An 18,679-nucleotide genomic window follows, 5' to 3' on the forward strand; every position below is an offset into this window, starting at 1 on the left:
AACATGGAGAAAAATAAGAGTGGTACAAAAATATTGGATCGATTGATTACTTTAGTTGTTTCATATAGCATAGCATTTTCTATTTTTGCACTCTCAACAATGGCAGTTGTATATGGAAAATGGCTGTATTATTTTGAAATTGATTTTTTAAATATTCCTGATTTAGCGGATATGACGAAGGATGAAATTAAAAGAAATTACGATGTGCTTATTACATATTTATCCCCGTTTTATGACGGAGCATTACATTTGCCAACATTAGGTATGTCTACAAATGGCCGTATTCATTTTGTAGATGTTAAAAATATTTTAGTAAACATTCAATATGTGATGTATGCGACAATTATGATTGCAGTGATAGGCGGAATTTATTTATTAAAAAAGAAAAATGAAAAGTTTTTACTGCACGGATCGATTTTAACAATCATTTTTCCGATAGCGCTTATGTTACCAATTGCTATTAATTTTGAAAAGAGTTTTGTATTATTCCATAAGCTTTTATTTAGTAATGATTATTGGGTTTTTGATCCTGAAAAGGATCCAATTATATTAATGTTACCAGAAGAGTTCTTTATGCATGCTGCATGTGCTATTTTATTATTCATTTTAGGTGGTAGTATACTTTGTTACAGTTTATATAGATGTTTCGTAAAAAAGAAAAGGATGTCACAGAAAAAATTCTCTGCTTAAAGAGAATTTTTTTCTTTGTAAAATGATAATATATTTTTCGGTCTAGTTCTGTTCTATTCTTGTCCAAATTAACATATTTTGTACTAGTAGTTATAGGGGGGACCGGGATGAAGAGAACATTAATTGGATTGATAGCATTTCTAATTATAATGTTTCCGTTACGTATATATGCTGAAGAGTGGAATGAGCTAACAGGGTTGTTAGACGACTCGTTACAGTTAGTGAAGCGTAATGAAGATGAAAAAGCGGTACAAGTATTACAACATTTCTCGGAGCAATTTTTAATAAAGGGGAATGAAAAGAAGCAGGAAGTAACACCAGATCAAGTTAGAGTTATTTCTTTAGCTTACGATAAGGCGCAACAATCGCTCTCTGAAGAAGGTTTAGGTAAGCAAGCTAAAATTAATAATGTACTGGCATTACAACTTGCTGTTGATGCACAAGTATCGAAATATCAACCACTTTGGATGGAAAGAGAAAGGAAAGTAATGGATGCCTTTTCTCAAATGGAAAAAGCGATGGAAAAAGAAGATGCTGGGCAGTTTCAACAAACGTTAAATACGTTTTTAAATGAATTCAATATTATTTATCCAAGCTTAATGATTGCTTTGCCAGAAAACGAGGTTCAGCGTGTAAATGTTCATTTATCTTATTTAGATGAATTTCGTAACGTTATGTTAAAAACGAAAGGCGGCCAAATGCAATTAGGGATTATTAAAGGGGATTTGCAAAAGATATTTCACACAGTAAAAAAAGATGAAATTGCACCCTCTCTCATTTGGTTTATGACAATTACTGGGGGACTTATTTTATTCACATTAACTTATGTTGGATGGAGAAAGTATAAAGGAGAGAGAGAAAAAAGAAAAAGTAATGTACATTCTAAAAATAGATAATGCAATAAATAAAGATATGGATTGTAAGGTTTATTCATTGACAATAGTGGCAGAAGAAAATAGAATGAGAAGTACTATAATTAAAACTTCAATGGAGGTTCATGATGTTTTATTTAATTTACTTCGCGATCATAATGATCATACCGTTGTATGCACAGTCAAGAGTACGTAGTGCCTATAGCAAGTATTCACAAGTTTATTCAACATCAGGTATGACAGGAGCGGAAGTGGCTCGAAAAATTTTAGATGAAAATGGATTATACAACGTAGCTGTAGAAGAAACACCAGGTCATTTATCAGACCATTATGATCCAACCGCTAAGACGGTTCGATTATCAACAGATAACTATTATGGACATTCAGTTGCTGGTACAGCAGTTGCAGCACACGAAGTAGGACACGCAATTCAAGATGCAAAAGATTATAAATTTATGCGCGTTCGTCATTCGTTAGTGCCAGTTGCAAACTTTGGTTCGAATATGTCTTGGATTTTCGTCCTAATCGGTATATTTGCACAAATGTCTGGTTTGTTGTTATTAGGTATCATTTTAATGGCAGCAGGTGTTGTGTTCCAGCTCGTTACATTGCCAGTTGAGTTTGATGCGTCAAAGCGCGCAATGCAACAAATTGAAGCGCTAGGTATTGTATCAACAGATGAATATGGGCAAGCTCGTAAAGTATTAAATGCGGCAGCATTAACATATGTAGCAGCTGCAGCTGTAGCGGTATTTGAATTATTACGTCTCGTATTAATGTATACTGGTATGCAGCGTAGCGACGACTAAAGACTATCAATTTTGATAGTCTTTTTTTGTTGTATGGATTGAATTATATAATGTATTGCAAATAGAAATAATAGAAGTAATGCGGAAAGGCGGTGGGGGGAAATGAAATATCCAGACCATTTAGTAAAACAAGTGCAAGAGCGCAGTGCTCCTTATCAACTAGAAGGTTTTTTAAGTGGACAAGGTCCTGAAAATCCCAAATTTATGTTATTAGGAGAAGCGCCTGGTGAAACAGAAATTCATAATGGGATTCCGTTTAGCGGGAGGGCGGGGAAACAATTAATGGATTTTTTAGAGCGTATTGATGTTACAAGGGAAGAAGTATATATTACGAGCGCTGTTCGGAGTAGACCTTATAAATGGCGAGAGAAAAAAGAACGAAATGGTGAAGTCATGCAAAAAAAATATAATAGAACGCCAAATCAGGGAGAAATAGTTGCCCATGCGCCTTTGTTAGATTATGAATTAGAGAAAATAAATCCGAAGCTTATCGTCACGCTTGGAAATATCGGTCTTCAACGTTTAACAGGAAAAAATAAAAAAATCACAGATGTACACGGGCAATTATTAAAACAGCCCATTCAAAAATTAAAGGATATGCAAAGTGCAGAGTTTACATGGTCAGAGAAAGAATACGAAGTTTTTCCGACTTTTCATCCAGCTTCCATTTTTTATAATCGGGGTTTATTGGAGCTTATTTATGAGAATTTAGAGAAGCTTAAAAGACTTGTAATAAAAAACTAGAAAAGCTAAGGCGCTTTTCTAGTTACATTTAATTATGTAAAGGGTTTTTATTTTCATCTAACGTAAATCCTTCACCAACTACATCATGTACATCACTTACAGCGACAAAAGCATGAGGATCTACAGAAGTAATGATATTTTTTAATTTCACGATTTCATTTTTAGCAACAACGCAATACAATACGTTACGTTCCACTTTTGTATACGATCCAACAGCTTTTAAAAAGGTTGCTCCGCGCTCCATTTCAGATAAAATTTTGGCAGCAATTTCATCGTTTTTCTCTGAGATAATAGTCGCTCCTTTGGCAGCATAAGCTCCTTCTTGCATAAAATCAATGACTTTAGCACCGATAAAAACAGCAACTAGCGTATACATGCCCTCGCGGTATGATAAATAGGTAAGAATAGAGACGACGATAACGACAGCATCAAACATAAACATTGTTTTCCCCATACTCCAGCCAACATATTTGTGAGCTAGTCGTGCGATAATATCTACACCGCCAGTAGTCCCGCCATATTTAAATATTATTCCAAGGCCGATACCGATAAATGCCCCGGCGAATAAAGCTGCGAGTGTCATATCATTTTGCAAGTTTAAATGTAAGTTGAGTACTTCGTAACGCTGGAAAATCCATAGAAATAAAGATACGCTAAAGGTGCCAATTAATGTATATAAAAATGTCGTTCTGCCAAGTAACCTCCAACCAATAAAAAATATAGGGATATTTAAAATTAAGTTTGAGTAGGAAGGATCAAACTTAAATAAAAAATACAATAATAGTGTAATACCAGTAAACCCACCCTCTGCAAGGTGGTTTTCAATATTAATATTGACAATACCGAAAGAAAATATAGCGGAACCAATTAAAATAAAAACAATATTTCGCATCTTCAATTTTGATGTCATATAGAAATCCCCCTAATTATGTAATGATTGCATTGCTCCGCTGAAACGGTAAAACATAATAATAAGTAATTTCTAGTTGCTAGTGAAAATAGTAAGAACCTGCACCAACGGCTGATAGGAGATGAAGCAAAGAAGAGGGGCAAACCAGCCGTAGGAACCCGATTGGTACGGGCTAATCTTTTGCAAAAAACGCAAAAGAAGTTTCACTTTACCCCGTACCAACGGCTGGTAGGAGATAAAGCTCTGAAGAAAGGCGAACCAGCCGTAGGAACCCGATTGGTACGGGCTAATCTTTTGCAAAAAAACGCAAAAGAAGTTTCACTTTACCCCGTACCAACGGCTGGTAGGAGATAAAGCTCTGAAGAAAGGCGAACCAGCCGTAGGAACCCGATTAGTTCAACTAATCTTTTGCAAAAAAACGCAAAAGAAGTTTCACTTTATTATAGTCTATCCAAAAATGGGTCGCAAATAGGTGTTTGGCGGGGAATAATATTTGTCAAATCGCGATGAATTGGCTAACATGAAAGAGGAAGGATTAGAGGTGAATAGTATGGAAGCAAAAACGATGAAAGATATGCAGAAAGAAGTAGATGCATATATTGGTCAGTTTAAAGAAGGTTATTTCAGTCCGCTTGCAATGATGGCTCGTTTAACGGAAGAAATGGGAGAGCTTGCAAGAGAGGTAAATCATTATTATGGTGAGAAACCGAAGAAAACAACTGAAAAAGAAAGAAGTATTGAAGAAGAGCTTGGAGATGTATTATTTGTTATGATTTGTATGGCAAATAGTTTAAATATTGATTTAGAGACAGCACATAACATTGTAATGAATAAATTTAATACACGTGATAAAGATCGCTGGACACGTATTGATGAGGGAGAGAAAGAATAATGAAAGAAATTAAAGTAATTATCGCCGGACCAAGAGGACGTATGGGACATGAAGCAGTTCTTCTTATGGAAAGAACGGAACATTTTAATTTAGTAGCAGCAGTGGATTATAAGCATGGTGGTGAGAAGATTTCTGATTTACCTGGCATGCCAGCATTACATGCACCGATTTACGCTGATTTACATACTTGTTTAGATGAAGTAGAAGCAGATGTGTTGTTAGATTTAACAACACCAGAAGTGGGGAAACAACACGTTACACTTGCAGTTGAGCGTGGACTTCGTTCGGTTATTGGTACAACTGGATTTACAGAAGAAGAATTGGCACGTTTAACAGAGAATGCAAAAGAAAAAGCAGTAGGAACAATTATTGCTCCAAACTTTGCAATTGGTGCAGTTCTTATGATGAAATTCTCACAAATGGCAGCGAAATATTTCCAAGATGTTGAGGTAATTGAATTACATCATGATCAAAAATTAGACGCACCATCTGGTACAGCTGTAAAAACGGTAGAGTTAATTCGTCAAAATCGTGAATCAAAGCAGCAAGGTCATCCAAATGAAGTAGAGCAACTAGCAGGTGCACGTGGTGCAAATGTAGACGGTATTCACATTCATAGTGTACGTTTGCCAGGGCTTATTGCACACCAAGAAGTAATGTTCGGTGGAGATGGACAAATGTTAACAGTTCGTCATGATTCATTCAATCGTGCATCATTTATGTCAGGTGTAAAACTATCAATTGAGACAGTAATGAACCTTGATCATCTTGTGTACGGTTTAGAAAATATTATCGACTAAAGGGGAGACAACGGATGAAAATTGCCTTAATCGCACATGACAAAAAGAAAAATGATATGGTTTCGTTTGCATACGCATATAAACCAATTTTTGAACAACATGAATTATTTGCAACAGGAACGACAGGGCTTCGTATTATGGAAGCGACTGGATTAGTTGTAACAAGATATCAATCTGGCCCTCTTGGTGGAGATCAAGAAATTGGTGCAATGATTGCAAAGAACGATTTAGATATGGTGATTTTCTTCCGCGATCCATTAACAGCACAGCCGCATGAACCGGATGTGAATGCATTGCTTCGTTTATGTGATGTATATGCGATTCCACTTGCAACGAATATGGCAAGTGCTGAAATGTTAATGCACGCATTAGAGCGAGGAGATTTAGATTATCGTAAGTTAAGAAAATGAGGGGAACAATTATGAGTGGATTACATATATTAGCGTTTGGTGCTCATGCCGATGATGTTGAAATCGGCATGGCTGGTACCATCGCTAAATATACAAAGCAAGGGTATGAAGTAGGTATTTGTGATTTAACAGAAGCTGATCTTTCTTCAAATGGAACGATAGAGTTGAGAAAAGAAGAAGCGAAGGTCGCAGCTCGTATAATGGGAGTAAAAACGAGGCTGAATTTAGCGATGCCAGACCGTGGTTTGTATATGAAAGAAGAGTATATACGTGAAATTGTCAAGGTGATCCGTACATATAAACCAAAACTAGTTTTTGCGCCGTACTATGAAGATCGCCATCCAGATCATGCAAATTGTGCAAAGCTTGTGGAAGAGGCTATTTTTTCAGCAGGAATCCGTAAATATATGCCGGAACTTTCACCACATCGTGTGGAGTCTTTTTATAATTATATGATTAATGGTTTTCATAAACCGAATTTTTGTATAGATATAAGTGAGTACCTCTCTATAAAGGTGGAAGCATTAGAAGCGTATGAAAGTCAGTTTTCAACAGGGAGCGATGGTGTTAAGACACCGTTAACAGAAGGTTACGTTGAAACTGTGATCGCTCGTGAGAAGATGTTTGGAAAAGAAGTTGGAGTCTTGTATGCCGAGGGATTTATGAGTAAGAAACCGGTTTTATTACATGCTGATTTATTAGGGGGATGTAAATGAAATTAAAAATAGGTATTACATGTTATCCTTCTGTAGGTGGTTCTGGAGTTGTTGGAACAGAATTAGGAAAGCAATTGGCGGAACGTGGGCATGAAATTCACTTTATTACATCGGGTTTACCATTCCGGTTAAATAAAGTATATCCAAACATTTATTTTCATGAAGTGACGGTAAATCAATACTCTGTATTTCAATATCCACCATACGATTTAGCGTTAGCAAGTAAAATGGCCGAGGTTGCACAAAGAGAAAACTTAGACATTTTACATGTGCATTACGCAATACCACATGCAATTTGTGCATATTTAGCAAAACAAATGATCGGAGAGCGTATTAAAATTGTTACAACCTTACATGGAACAGATATTACTGTGTTAGGTTCCGACCCTTCGTTAAATAATTTAATTCGTTTTGGTATTGAGCAATCAGATGTTGTCACTGCTGTCTCGCATTCATTAATTAATGAAACACATGAGCTTGTAAAACCAAGTAAAGAAATTCAAACGGTATATAACTTTATAGACGAACGTGTATATTTCAAGCGTAATATGTCTCAATTAAAGAAAGAATATGGTATAAGTGAGAGTGAAAAAGTACTTATTCATATTTCGAATTTCCGTAAAGTGAAACGTGTGCAGGATGTTGTTCAGGCATTTGCTAAAATTGTTAAAGAAGTAGATGCGAAGTTGCTTCTTGTTGGAGACGGACCAGAATTCTGTACGATTTTACAGATAGTGAAAAATTTACATATTGAAGATCGCGTTTTATTCTTAGGGAAGCAAGATAATGTTGCAGAACTACTCGCGATGAGTGATTTAATGTTGCTTCTATCAGAGAAGGAAAGTTTTGGTCTTGTTTTATTAGAAGCAATGGCGTGTGGTGTACCTTGTATCGGAACGCGGGTTGGAGGTATTCCAGAGGTTATTCAACACGGGGAAACAGGATATTTATGTGAAGTTGGCGATACAACAGGAGTGGCAAATCAAGCTATTCAGCTATTAAAGGACGAGGAACTTCACCGTAATATGGGAGAGCGAGCAAGAGAAAGTGTTTATGAGCAATTTCGCTCAGAAAAAATTGTTTCACAATATGAAACGATTTACTATGACGTACTAAGGGATGACAAAAATGGAAAGATTTAAAAAAGCTAGTTCTATTATTGAGACATTAAAGCAACAAGGACATGAGGCTTACTTTGTTGGTGGGAGCGTACGAGATCTTATTATCGATAGGCCGATTGGAGATATTGATATTGCGACATCTGCTCTACCAGAAGAAGTGATGGCTATATTCCCAAGAAATGTTCCTGTTGGTCTTGAGCATGGAACTGTAATTGTTGTAGAAAATGGTGAGCCTTATGAGGTAACTACTTTTCGAACAGAAAGCGAATATGAAGATTTTCGAAGACCTAGTAGTGTTCAATTTGTTCGTTCATTAGAAGAGGATTTAAAACGTCGTGATTTCACGATGAATGCAATTGCTATGACAGAAGAAGGCAAAATGGTTGATTTATTTGCTGGACAGGAAGCCATTCAACAGAGAGAAATTGTGACAGTTGGAAATGCTGCGGATCGTTTTCAAGAAGATGCCCTGCGAATGATGCGTGGTATTCGGTTTGTAAGCACGTTAGGTTTTTCATTAGAAATGAAAACGAAGCAAGCGATTGAAACGCATGGGCATTTGCTAGAACATATAGCAATTGAGCGTATTACAGTAGAGTTTGAGAAACTGTTAACTGGTACATATTGTGTGAAAGGTCTCAAAGAATTAGTAGAGACGAAGCTATTTTCTCATTTGCCATATTTACAAATGTCAGAAGAGAGACTGTTAAAAGCTACGCAGTATAAATGGGATTCTTTCGAAACGGATATTGAGGCGTGGGCATTTTTCTTATATTGTATCGGAGAAGAACATCCATCTGTCTTTTTACGTCAATGGAAGTTTTCGAATAAAAAAATAAAAGATATTGTTGCAGTTTTATTGGCAATTCGTACTAGAAAGGAGAAGGATTGGGATACAGTCCTTCTTTATAAAACGGGAATTCATATCGCTGAAATGGCAGAGAGAGTATATGAAGCGATGATTGAAAGCTATAATCCTACATCTGTTGAACGAGTACAATCAATGTTTCATGCATTGCCAATCCAGGAGCGTCAAGAAATGAATGTGACTGGTAATGATTTATTAAACTGGGCAAACAAAAAGCCTGGTCCGTGGGTTGCTGAAATGCTTCAGAAAATCGAAGAAGCAATCGTACAAGGAAACGTAGTTAATGAGAAAGAGCATATAAGGGAGTGGCTGCAAGGATGCAATCTACTATAAGAAAGCAGTTATTGCAAGTTTTTTCTGAAGCGGATGGCGAGTTTGTATCCGGCCAAACAATTAGTGATAAACTTGGTTGTTCAAGAACTGCTGTGTGGAAACATATGGAGGATCTCCGGAGTGAGGGATATGAACTTGAAGCTGTGCGCCGATTAGGTTACCGAATTGCAAGTAAGCCAGACAAAGTGACTGCTAATGAAATTCAGTTAGGGCTACAAACGAAGCGAATTGGTAGAACAGTGTATTTTGAAGAAACTGTTGAATCAACGCAGCACATTGCAGCAAAACTTGCTTATGAAGGTGCAGAAGAAGGAACTGTCGTTGTAGCAGAAGAACAAACAGCGGGAAGAGGTCGTTTAAGCAGAAAATGGCATTCACCAAAAGGAACAGGGATTTGGATGAGTATTATTTTACGCCCATCAATCCCAGTTCATCATGCACCGCAACTTACTTTGTTAGCGGCTGTTAGTGTTGCACAGGCAATTGAAAAATGTACAGGTGTAAACGTAGGAATAAAATGGCCAAATGATATTTTAATTCAAGGTAAAAAGGCTGTAGGTATATTAACAGAAATGCAAGCGGATCCTGATAAAATTAATGCTGTCATTATGGGTATCGGTATTAATGCGAATCAAAAGCAAGAACATTTTGATGAAGAAATTCAGCACATTGCTACTTCATTAGCGATTGAATCAGGTAAGCCGATTGTTCGTGCAGAACTTATGCAACAAATCTATTTACAACTAGAAAAATTATATGAAGAGTATTTACAAAATGGTTTCTCTGTCATTAAAATTCTTTGGGAAAGTTACGCTGTGAGCATCGGGAAAGAAATTACCGCTCGAACAATGAGAGAGACGATTACGGGTGTAGCAAAAGGAATTACAGAGGATGGTGTATTGCTTCTAGAAGACCATGAAGGAAAAGTACATCATATTCATTCTGCAGATATCGAAATTAAGTAAAAGAAGTTCCTCTTTTGGAACTTCTTTTTATTTCAATAGTTTTGAGGTGAATTTGTAACATGATAATAAATTCTTTTCATCTGCAATTCTCCTTTGTTAAGTGCTTTCTTCAATTAACCTGCATCATTAGTTTAAGGGTTATACTATACAGTTAAATGGATCACAGAAAAAATTAACTTGGACTTTTTTTAACATGCGTTGAAAAACATGTATCTTTTCAGGATTGAATTATCCATAAAAACTGTATAGCATATATACTCTCGTATTAAATTTCATATACCGTAATAAGAATAAAAAATTATTTTTTCAAAAAAATGTAGTAATTCCTTTTTGTAGTTTGCTATAATTAGTTCGAATGTGGGCAGTATCAGAGCGAACTGCACCATGATTCGAAGTCATACGAAAAATAATAACTTGGATTCTGCCTTGATCCAATAACGGACTGGGACAGAGGGATGAATAATGCCGACTAACACACAACCCTTCTGCCCTTTTATGGCCAGAGGGGTTTTTTATATGATTTCGGCCATCTCCTCTCTCCTGCATAAAGGAGGAGTAGTTTTTGAAAACAAAAACAGATTTTTTGAAGATGAAAGAGCAAGGTGAGCCGATTACAATGCTAACGGCGTATGATTATCCATCTGCTAAATTAGCAGAAGAAGCTGAAGTTGATATGATTCTAGTTGGAGATTCTCTTGGAATGGTTGTACTCGGATACGATTCAACAGTACCTGTAACAGTAGAGGATATGATTCATCATACGAAAGCTGTACGCCGTGGAGCGAAAGAGACGTTTATTGTAACTGATATGCCATTTATGTCGTATCACGTATCATTACAAGAAACGATGGTGAATGCACGCCGCATCGTTCAAGAGAGCGGGGCACACGCACTGAAGGTAGAAGGTGCTGGAGAAGTTATATCGACGATTCAATATTTGACGAACGCAGGAATTCCTGTTGTAGCGCATTTAGGTTTAACCCCTCAATCTGTAGGAGTGTTGGGTGGATATAAAGTGCAAGGAAAAGATGCGGAGAGTGCAAAAAAATTAATAGAAGATGCAAAGAAATGTGAAGAAGCTGGTGCAATAGCGCTTGTGTTAGAATGTGTACCAATGCAGCTAGCAGAACTTATTTCAGAGCAACTAACAATACCGACAATTGGGATTGGTGCAGGACAAAAAGTAGATGGGCAAGTGCTTGTTTATCATGATCTTATCTCATACGGCGTAAATCGTGTTCCGAAATTTGTGAAGCAATATACGTCTGTTCAAGAGGAGATTGTACGCGGGATTTCACAATATGTTACTGAAGTAAAGACAAGGAAATTTCCTGAAGAAAAACATTCGTTCACAATGAAAGAGGAAGAATGCTTAGCGTTATACGGAGGAAAACAATAATGAAAATCGTAACTACAGTGCAAGAGATGCAGCAAATTACAAACGAACTTCGTGCAAGTGGAAAGAGTATTGGTTTTGTTCCAACAATGGGTTATTTACATGAAGGCCATGCTACTTTATTACGTAAGGCAAGAGAAGAAAATGAAATTGTAGTTTTAAGTGTATTTGTAAACCCACTACAATTTGGCCCAAATGAAGATTTAGATCGATATCCTCGTGATATTGATAGAGATGAAAATGTAGCAAGAGAAAACGGTGTAGATTATTTATTTTATCCGAGTGTAGAAGAAATGTATCCAGCAGAACAAACGACAACAGTTGAAGTTGTAAAGCGTACCGATGTATTATGTGGCAAACAAAGACCTGGTCATTTTGCTGGTGTTGCAACTGTACTAATGAAACTATTTAATATTACGCTGCCAATGCGTGCTTATTTCGGTATGAAAGATGCTCAACAAGTTGCTGTCATTGAAGGATTTGTAACTGATTTCAATATTCCAGTTACAATCGTACCAGTTGATATTGTAAGGGAAGAAGATGGTTTAGCGAAAAGTTCTCGTAACGTGTACCTATCACAAGATGAACGTGAAGAAGCTCTTCATTTATACCGAAGCCTATGTATAGCGAAAGAAAGAATTGAGGCAGGTGAACGTAATCCGGAAATCATTACAAATCTTGTGAAAGAGTATATTGAGACGCATACGAAAGGCACTGTAGATTATGTGGATTTATATGCATATCCGTCATTAACAATGGTAGAGAAAGTCGAAGGAAGGATCATTTTAGCTATTGCAGTTAAGTTTGAAAATGTAAGATTAATTGACAATATAACAGTAACGGTTAAATAAGGGGGAGCATCTATGTTTCGCACAATGATGAGAGCAAAGTTACATCGTGCAACTGTAACGGAGGCAAATTTAAATTATGTAGGTAGTATTACAATTGATGAAGACTTAATGGATGCGGTAAATATTGTAGAAAACGAAAAAGTCCAAATTGTAAATAATAATAATGGTGCTCGCTTAGAGACATACGTTATTAAAGGGGAACGCGGTAGTGGTGTTGTTTGTTTAAACGGTGCTGCGGCAAGGCTTGTACAACCAGGGGACAAAGTAATTATTATTTGTTATGGGCTAGTTACGGAAGAAGAGATTCATAAACAAGAACCAAAAATTGCAGTACTAGACGATAATAATCAAATTATTGAAATGTTAGGTGCTGAAAAAGCGGGTACGATATTATAAGTAGAAAAGCTATCTCCATTGCGGAGATAGCTTTTTTGTGCATCTTTTCATTAAGATGAGATAAAACGTGGTATAGTAACATTATATAAATTATTGTTGTTTGAAAGGTAAGAAATTGAGGTGTTACATATATGAGTAAGCGTTATGTCGTTGTTGATTTAGAGACGACAGGGAACTCCTGGAAAGATGGGAAGGATAAAATTACCCAAATTGCAGCTGTTGTAGTAGAAGATGGAGAGATATTGGAGATTTTTTCGTCTTTTGTTAATCCAAAGAGAGAGATCCCACCATTTATTACAGAATTAACAGGGATTGATGAAAGTCTTGTAAAACAAGCCCCGTTATTTCAAGATGTAGCCCCGATGATTGTTGAGCTATTACAAGGTGCGGCTTTCGTTGCGCATAATGTTCACTTTGATTGGAATTTTTTAAATGAAGAATTAAGGCAAGCTGGATATACAGAAATACATTGTCCGAAAATCGACACGGTTGAATTGGCTCAAATTCTTTTGCCGACAGCCGATAGTTATAAATTACGTGATTTAGCTAAGAAGCATGAACTAGAGCACGATCAACCACATCGTGCGGATAGTGATGCTCTTGCAACAGCGGAATTATTTTTACAATTTTTAAATGAAATTGAAAAGTTACCACTTGTCACGTTGCAATCGCTTTATGAATTAAGCGATGTGTTCCAAAGTGATATAGCTGATGTGCTTTCTGAAAATATTTTAAAGAAAGTAATGCACGGTAAAGAAGATACAGCGGAGTATGAAATACATCGAAATATTGCGCTGAAAAAGCGGAACTATTCCTTAAACCTTGGAGAAACGTGTTCATCAAAGTTTGATGCTTTCTTGAATAAAACGATGGATAAATTGGAATCACATATGCCAAAGTTTGAAAGAAGAGAAAGTCAACAATTGATGATGAAAGAGATATATACGGCGTTAAGAGATTCTCGTTTTTCACTAATTGAAGCCGGTACAGGAACAGGAAAGACTCTTGCTTATTTGCTTCCTAGTCTTTATTTTGCAAAGAGAAAAGAAGAACCTGTCATTATAAGTACACAAACGGTACAACTCCAACAACAAATATTAGAAAAAGAAATTCCGTTATTACAAAAAATAATGCCATTTTCATTTGAGGTAGCTCTTCTAAAAGGAAGAAAGCATTATTTATGCTTACATAAATTTGAGTATGCTTTGCAAGAGGAAGAAAAAAATTATGATATGGCACTTACGAAGGCGAAGATTTTAGTTTGGCTATTGCAAACTGAAACAGGTGATCGAGACGAATTAAATATTCCTGAGGGTGGAAAGTTACTTTGGAATCGGATTTGTAGCGATGCGTATAGTCCAGGCGGTATGCAAAGTAATTGGTATAGTCGTTGTTTTTACCAGCGAGCGAAGAATAAAGCTTTATTTGCAGATATCGTTATTACAAATCATGCGTTATTATTTCAAGATTTTTCAAGTGAAGAACCGTTGTTTGCTTCATGCGAACATATTATTTTTGATGAAGCTCACCATATTGAAGAAGCTGCGAGTAGAACATTGGGTGAACAGTTCTCTTGTATGTATTTTCAATTGGTTATATCTCGTCTTGGGACGCTAGAAACAGAAGATGTACTCTCCAAAGTATATAAAATGATGAAAAAATCAGAGCAAGCATCTCGTTCAACTTTCCGTATGATAAGTTATAGTTTGAAGGAACTTAAGTTTGATGCGGATGAACTCTTCCAAATGTTACGTACTTTTATATTTAAACAAACAAAGCAAGAACAAGGAACGAATAATATGCCGCTCATCTATAGGTATAACCCAGAACTAGAAAAAGGTAAGTTGTGGGATAGTATTGTCGAATTAACAAATCGTTTTATATATGAATTAAGAAGGGTAGTAACTGCTCTTGAGAAGCAAGTGAATATATTGCAAAGTAAGTTAGAATGGGAGATGCATGTTGTAACAGGTGAATTTATGCATTTAATTGAGTTGCTGAGAAAGATGGCAGAATCATTACAATTACTCATATTAGAAAAGAATTCGTATGTAACTTGGATGGAGACTGAAACGAAAGGGACGATTCATTCAACAGTTCTATATGCACAGCCTGTTCATATTGGTGAAAGATTTGCGGATGAATTTTTAACAGAAAAAAAGAGTGTTATTTTTACATCTGCAACACTAACAATTAACGATACGTTTGATTATATAAAAGAGGAACTTGGTTTACATGATTTCGCTCCAAATACTTTAAAGGTTACGTCACCATTTCGTTATGATGAACAGATGAAATTAATGGTTTCAACGGATGTACCTTTTATTAAGCAAGTAAGTAATGAACGATTTATTGAATCTGTATCGGAACATATTGCAAAGATAGCGAAAACCACAAAAGGCAGAATGCTCGTTTTATTCACTTCGTATGAAATGTTAAAAGAAGCGTATGCGAATTTAAAAAATAATGATGAATTAGAGGGTTATTTATTACTCACACAAAGTGTGAATAATAGAAGTAGAAGCCGTTTAATTCGAAAGTTTCAAGAGTTCGACAAATCAATTTTATTAGGGACGAGCAGTTTCTGGGAAGGAATAGATATTCCAGGAGATGCCTTAAGTTGTCTTGTTATAGTCCGTCTACCATTTACACCTCCTCATCAGCCGATGATGGAAGCGAAAGGTGAGTGGCTAAAAAATCAAGGTGAAGATGTATTCGCTAAATTAGCGCTCCCACAAGCAATATTACGTTTCAAACAAGGATTTGGCCGTTTAATTCGAACGAATACAGACACAGGAACGGTAGTAGTGTTAGATCGTCGTTTGACGAGTTCTTCTTATGGAAAACGATTTCTACAATCGATCCCTAACGTACCTCTTTATGAAGGACCATTAGAAGAATTATTAGTACAATTAGAAGAATCACCAAATGAATAAAAATGGAAGAAAAATACGCCTGAAGTATTTATAAACTTCGGGCGTAAAAAATGTGGGTAGGAGGAATTTTATTTTTCTTACTTCTTGTATACAAAATGTGTTGGTTTTCGACTTGAAACCTTTTTTTGCTGTACATGTCCTGCTATAATAGATGGGTGATGAAGCAGGGGTTGTAAAGAATGTACTCTTATTGTAACCGCATTGCGTTCTTCTATAATTAGAAATTTTTGTGTAACGGAGGAGTTTTTTCATGGAGAAGAAAATCGAAGTACTATCAACGACACGTATTAAATATTCGTCTGATTTGTATAAAATTGTTGATAGTTTGAATCGTACGTTAAAAGAGCAGGACCTCATGTTCGGACTAGCATTAGACGAAAAAGATAAAGAAACAGCTGTATTTACGATTTACAGAACGTAGTGATACAATGAAAAAGTGGATCTTTGCAATCATTATTGTTATCGTTGCTAGCGGAATATATGGGGCGTATGTTTATAATAAAGCGATGGGAAAGAAAATTCCCAAAGAGTCGAAATTTGTAGAAATTGCTAAAGAAAAAGCAAAGCTTACAAAGGTCAAATCTGTTGATTATTACAATGGAAAATCTGCATATATAGTCGTGCAAGGTACAGATGAAAAGGGAGAACAACTTATCGTTTGGGTGCCTGAGAAAAAAGGGGATACTGTAGTAAGGAAAAAGAGCGAAGGTATTTCTGAAAAAGAGGCTATACAAAGAACAATAGAGCAAGTCGGCAATGAAAGTAAGGAATCAAAAAGTAAGCCGAAAGAGATTATGAAAGTGAAATTAGGCTTTGAAAATGATGTACCACTATGGGAAGTTACATATATTGATGATGACAATCGTTATAGCTATTACTATCTTGAATTTAAAGATGGAAAATTTTTAAGACGATATAGCATTGAAAAATAGATGTAGGGGGAACTACAAATGAAATTAGCAAAGCGAGTAGCTGCTTTAACACCGTCTTCAACTTTAGAAATTACAGCAAAGGCACAAGCATTAAAAGCAGAAGGTCATGATGTAATTGGATTAGGGGCAGGAGAACCTGACTTTAATACGCCAGAACATATTATGGATGCTGCACATAAAGCGATGTTAGAAGGACATACGAAGTATACACCAACAGGTGGATTACAAGCGTTAAAACAAGAGATTGTGAAGAAGTTTACTCGCGATCAAGGAATTGCGTATGATCCGTCCGAAATTATTGTATGTAACGGCGCAAAGCATGCATTATATACATTATTCCAAGTGTTACTTGATGAAGGAGATGAAGTTATCATCCCAACGCCTTACTGGGTAAGTTATCCTGAGCAAGTAAAGCTCGCTGGAGGTAAGCCAGTTTATGTAGAAGGTCTGGAAGGCAATGAGTACAAAATTACAGCAGAGCAGCTGCGTGAGGCAATTACAGAGAAAACGAAAGCAGTTATTATTAATTCACCGAGCAATCCAACAGGAATGATTTACAGCAAAGAAGAATTACAACAGCTTGGAGAAGTATGTTTAGAACACGATATTTTAATCGTTTCAGATGAAATTTATGAAAAGTTAATTTATGGTGGAGCAGAATATACTTCGGTTGCCCAGCTTTCTAATGCATTAAAAGAACAAACACTTATTATTAATGGTGTATCTAAATCTCATTCTATGACAGGATGGCGTATTGGATATGCAGCAGGGAATAAGCAGCTTATTAAAGCGATGACGAACTTAGCGAGTCATAGTACGTCAAACCCTACTTCAATCGCTCAATACGGCGCAATTGCGGCATATGCAGGCTCACAAGAACCTGTAGAAACAATGCGTCAAGCATTTGAAGAGAGATTAAACATTATTTATGATAAATTAATTCAAATCCCTGGCTTTACTTGCATTAAACCACAAGGTGCATTTTACTTATTCCCTAATGTAAAAGAAGCTGTAGCTTTATCTGGATACGAAAACGTTGATGATTGGGCAAAAGCTTTATTAGAAGAGGAAAAAGTGGCTCTTGTACCAGGTACAGGATTTGGTGCTCCGAATAACGTTCGCTTATCATATGCGACATCTCTTGAACAAGTAGAGAAAGCATTAGAACGCATTCATACGTTTATGAAAAGTAAAGTGCAAGCTTAATTTTATATTTCATTCATGTAATATAAAAAACCTCCCTATTAATGGGGAGGTTTTTTTGACGAATTGTGGCAAAAAGAAATAGCTAAAGGTGTGTTATACTAGAGAGCGAGGTGTTTGGTGATGAAAAAGAAAATAATGTTACAGTGGTTTGAGCAGGGAAGCATTGCAATTCCAAAATTGCTTATGATGCATTATAAAAAATTAGGTTTAAATGAGACGGAATTTATGGTGGTACTTCATGTACACACATTTTTAGAATCAGGTAATTCGTTTCCGACTCCTTCAGAGATTTCTGAACGGATGACGATAACGGAAATGAAATGTATGGAAGTAATTCAAGTATTGATTCAAAAAGGGTTTTTATCACTAGAAGGTGGACAAAGATCAGAAGCGATGATGTGCGAAAGTTATTCTTTACAACCGTTATGGGAAAAAATATTACATTTCTTAATGGATGAATCAATAGAGGAAGAGCAAAAAGAAAAAAAACAGCTGCAAGTAAATTTATATACAGTATTTGAAAAAGAATTTGGAAGACCACTTTCGCCGTTCGAATGTGAAACGTTAGGAATGTGGGAGGACCAAGATCAACATCATCCAAATTTAATTCAAGCGGCTCTTAGAGAAGCTGTAATGAGTGGAAAACTAAATTTCCGATATATTGATCGTATTTTATTTGAGTGGAAAAAGAATGGAATTAAAACGGTAGATCAGGCTCAAAATCAAGGTCAAAAATTTAGAGCGAATCAACAAAGAACACAACAAATGACAAAACAAGAGACGAAATTTACTGGAAAAGTGCCTTTTTATAATTGGTTGGAGCAGTAATATA

The 18,679-nt window shown here is 36.1% G+C and carries 20 protein-coding genes; 19 read left to right on the forward strand and 1 reads right to left on the reverse strand.

What is annotated here, in order from left to right; translation table 11 throughout:
- Nucleotides 1-3 precede the first annotated feature (3 nt).
- From lit to CGQ22_RS18050, 4 genes are all read left to right on the forward strand, one after another.
- Nucleotides 4-690: a lipoprotein intramolecular transacylase Lit gene (lit, locus tag CGQ22_RS18035; RefSeq protein ID WP_046945517.1), complete on the forward strand. Its 687-nt coding sequence runs from the start codon at nt 4-6 to the stop codon at nt 688-690.
- Between the two features lie 107 nt (nt 691-797).
- Nucleotides 798-1,586, forward strand: a complete 789-nt coding sequence (ypjB, locus tag CGQ22_RS18040; protein WP_046945516.1) for a sporulation protein YpjB — start codon at nt 798-800, stop codon at nt 1,584-1,586.
- A 101-nt stretch (nt 1,587-1,687) separates the two neighbouring features.
- Nucleotides 1,688-2,371 carry a zinc metallopeptidase gene (locus tag CGQ22_RS18045; protein ID WP_058839490.1) on the forward strand — a complete coding sequence of 228 codons (684 nt, stop codon included), beginning with the start codon at nt 1,688-1,690 and terminating at the stop codon, nt 2,369-2,371.
- Nucleotides 2,372-2,473: 102 nt separating this feature from the next.
- Nucleotides 2,474-3,115 carry a uracil-DNA glycosylase gene (locus CGQ22_RS18050; RefSeq protein WP_089149050.1) on the forward strand — a complete coding sequence of 214 codons (642 nt, stop codon included), beginning with the start codon at nt 2,474-2,476 and terminating at the stop codon, nt 3,113-3,115.
- Between the two features lie 28 nt (nt 3,116-3,143).
- On the opposite strand, the gene CGQ22_RS18055 is transcribed toward CGQ22_RS18050, so the two are convergent.
- Entirely contained in the window at nt 3,144-4,025 is an 882-nt protein-coding gene (locus CGQ22_RS18055) for a YitT family protein (protein ID WP_089149051.1), read from the reverse strand.
- A gap of 550 nt (nt 4,026-4,575) precedes the next feature.
- Between CGQ22_RS18055 and CGQ22_RS18070 the strand changes: the two genes are divergently transcribed.
- From CGQ22_RS18070 to dnaD, 15 genes are all read left to right on the forward strand, one after another.
- Nucleotides 4,576-4,917, forward strand: a complete 342-nt coding sequence (locus CGQ22_RS18070) for a nucleotide pyrophosphohydrolase (protein ID WP_002108639.1) — start codon at nt 4,576-4,578, stop codon at nt 4,915-4,917.
- Nucleotides 4,917-5,717, forward strand: coding sequence for a dihydrodipicolinate reductase (gene dapB / locus CGQ22_RS18075; protein WP_000658810.1), 801 nt, complete (start codon nt 4,917-4,919; stop codon nt 5,715-5,717). Before CGQ22_RS18070 ends, dapB begins: the two co-directional genes overlap by 1 nt.
- 14 nt (nt 5,718-5,731) lie before the next feature.
- Entirely contained in the window at nt 5,732-6,127 is a 396-nt protein-coding gene (mgsA, locus tag CGQ22_RS18080; RefSeq protein WP_000684765.1) for a methylglyoxal synthase, read from the forward strand.
- A gap of 11 nt (nt 6,128-6,138) precedes the next feature.
- Nucleotides 6,139-6,843, forward strand: coding sequence for a bacillithiol biosynthesis deacetylase BshB1 (bshB1, locus tag CGQ22_RS18085; protein WP_000015673.1), 705 nt, complete (start codon nt 6,139-6,141; stop codon nt 6,841-6,843).
- On the forward strand, nt 6,840-7,985 hold the full coding sequence (gene bshA, locus CGQ22_RS18090) for an N-acetyl-alpha-D-glucosaminyl L-malate synthase BshA (RefSeq protein WP_000768305.1): 1,146 nt from the start codon (nt 6,840-6,842) through the stop codon (nt 7,983-7,985). The genes bshB1 and bshA overlap by 4 nt, the downstream gene beginning before the upstream one ends.
- Complete coding sequence (locus CGQ22_RS18095; RefSeq protein WP_089149053.1) at nt 7,972-9,165, forward strand: CCA tRNA nucleotidyltransferase; 1,194 nt, start codon at nt 7,972-7,974, stop codon at nt 9,163-9,165. Before bshA ends, CGQ22_RS18095 begins: the two co-directional genes overlap by 14 nt.
- Nucleotides 9,150-10,130 carry a biotin--[acetyl-CoA-carboxylase] ligase gene (locus tag CGQ22_RS18100; protein WP_001192064.1) on the forward strand — a complete coding sequence of 327 codons (981 nt, stop codon included), beginning with the start codon at nt 9,150-9,152 and terminating at the stop codon, nt 10,128-10,130. Before CGQ22_RS18095 ends, CGQ22_RS18100 begins: the two co-directional genes overlap by 16 nt.
- Nucleotides 10,131-10,692: 562 nt before the next feature.
- Nucleotides 10,693-11,529 (forward strand): 3-methyl-2-oxobutanoate hydroxymethyltransferase, encoded by an 837-nt coding sequence (gene panB, locus CGQ22_RS18110; RefSeq protein ID WP_000851107.1) that lies wholly within the window; start codon nt 10,693-10,695, stop codon nt 11,527-11,529.
- A complete protein-coding gene (gene panC / locus CGQ22_RS18115; RefSeq protein ID WP_089149054.1) occupies nt 11,529-12,377 on the forward strand; it encodes a pantoate--beta-alanine ligase in 849 nt (282 codons plus the stop codon). The genes panB and panC overlap by 1 nt, the downstream gene beginning before the upstream one ends.
- 12 nt (nt 12,378-12,389) lie before the next feature.
- Nucleotides 12,390-12,773 carry an aspartate 1-decarboxylase gene (panD, locus tag CGQ22_RS18120; RefSeq protein ID WP_000490182.1) on the forward strand — a complete coding sequence of 128 codons (384 nt, stop codon included), beginning with the start codon at nt 12,390-12,392 and terminating at the stop codon, nt 12,771-12,773.
- Nucleotides 12,774-12,904: 131 nt separating this feature from the next.
- Nucleotides 12,905-15,709, forward strand: coding sequence for an ATP-dependent DNA helicase DinG (gene dinG / locus CGQ22_RS18125; protein ID WP_089149055.1), 2,805 nt, complete (start codon nt 12,905-12,907; stop codon nt 15,707-15,709).
- 250 nt (nt 15,710-15,959) lie between these two features.
- Nucleotides 15,960-16,130 carry a YpmA family protein gene (locus tag CGQ22_RS18130; RefSeq protein WP_000412179.1) on the forward strand — a complete coding sequence of 57 codons (171 nt, stop codon included), beginning with the start codon at nt 15,960-15,962 and terminating at the stop codon, nt 16,128-16,130.
- Nucleotides 16,131-16,137: 7 nt separating this feature from the next.
- Complete coding sequence (locus tag CGQ22_RS18135; RefSeq protein WP_000758739.1) at nt 16,138-16,641, forward strand: cell wall elongation regulator TseB-like domain-containing protein; 504 nt, start codon at nt 16,138-16,140, stop codon at nt 16,639-16,641.
- Between the two features lie 18 nt (nt 16,642-16,659).
- On the forward strand, nt 16,660-17,847 hold the full coding sequence (gene aspB, locus CGQ22_RS18140) for an aspartate transaminase AspB (protein ID WP_000761568.1): 1,188 nt from the start codon (nt 16,660-16,662) through the stop codon (nt 17,845-17,847).
- Between the two features lie 120 nt (nt 17,848-17,967).
- A complete protein-coding gene (gene dnaD / locus CGQ22_RS18145) occupies nt 17,968-18,675 on the forward strand; it encodes a DNA replication protein DnaD (protein ID WP_000727172.1) in 708 nt (235 codons plus the stop codon).
- Nucleotides 18,676-18,679 lie beyond the last annotated feature (4 nt).

It is taken from the genome of Bacillus sp. M13(2017), assembly GCF_002218325.1.
Taxonomy (GTDB): Bacteria; Bacillota; Bacilli; order Bacillales; family Bacillaceae_G; genus Bacillus_A; species Bacillus_A thuringiensis_K.

Bases quoted from the DNA above. Each gene is read 5' to 3' on its own strand.
- lit (WP_046945517.1), top strand. From the start codon at position 4: ATGGAGAAAAATAAGAGTGGTACAAAAATATTGGATCGATTGATTACT.
- ypjB (WP_046945516.1), top strand. From the start codon at position 798: ATGAAGAGAACATTAATTGGATTGATAGCATTTCTAATTATAATGTTT.
- CGQ22_RS18045 (WP_058839490.1), top strand. From the start codon at position 1,688: ATGATGTTTTATTTAATTTACTTCGCGATCATAATGATCATACCGTTG.
- CGQ22_RS18050 (WP_089149050.1), top strand. From the start codon at position 2,474: ATGAAATATCCAGACCATTTAGTAAAACAAGTGCAAGAGCGCAGTGCT.
- CGQ22_RS18055 (WP_089149051.1), bottom strand. From the start codon at position 4,025: ATGACATCAAAATTGAAGATGCGAAATATTGTTTTTATTTTAATTGGT.
- CGQ22_RS18070 (WP_002108639.1), top strand. From the start codon at position 4,576: ATGGAAGCAAAAACGATGAAAGATATGCAGAAAGAAGTAGATGCATAT.
- dapB (WP_000658810.1), top strand. From the start codon at position 4,917: ATGAAAGAAATTAAAGTAATTATCGCCGGACCAAGAGGACGTATGGGA.
- mgsA (WP_000684765.1), top strand. From the start codon at position 5,732: ATGAAAATTGCCTTAATCGCACATGACAAAAAGAAAAATGATATGGTT.
- bshB1 (WP_000015673.1), top strand. From the start codon at position 6,139: ATGAGTGGATTACATATATTAGCGTTTGGTGCTCATGCCGATGATGTT.
- bshA (WP_000768305.1), top strand. From the start codon at position 6,840: ATGAAATTAAAAATAGGTATTACATGTTATCCTTCTGTAGGTGGTTCT.
- CGQ22_RS18095 (WP_089149053.1), top strand. From the start codon at position 7,972: ATGGAAAGATTTAAAAAAGCTAGTTCTATTATTGAGACATTAAAGCAA.
- CGQ22_RS18100 (WP_001192064.1), top strand. From the start codon at position 9,150: ATGCAATCTACTATAAGAAAGCAGTTATTGCAAGTTTTTTCTGAAGCG.
- panC (WP_089149054.1), top strand. From the start codon at position 11,529: ATGAAAATCGTAACTACAGTGCAAGAGATGCAGCAAATTACAAACGAA.
- panD (WP_000490182.1), top strand. From the start codon at position 12,390: ATGTTTCGCACAATGATGAGAGCAAAGTTACATCGTGCAACTGTAACG.
- dinG (WP_089149055.1), top strand. From the start codon at position 12,905: ATGAGTAAGCGTTATGTCGTTGTTGATTTAGAGACGACAGGGAACTCC.
- CGQ22_RS18130 (WP_000412179.1), top strand. From the start codon at position 15,960: ATGGAGAAGAAAATCGAAGTACTATCAACGACACGTATTAAATATTCG.
- CGQ22_RS18135 (WP_000758739.1), top strand. From the start codon at position 16,138: ATGAAAAAGTGGATCTTTGCAATCATTATTGTTATCGTTGCTAGCGGA.
- aspB (WP_000761568.1), top strand. From the start codon at position 16,660: ATGAAATTAGCAAAGCGAGTAGCTGCTTTAACACCGTCTTCAACTTTA.
- dnaD (WP_000727172.1), top strand. From the start codon at position 17,968: ATGAAAAAGAAAATAATGTTACAGTGGTTTGAGCAGGGAAGCATTGCA.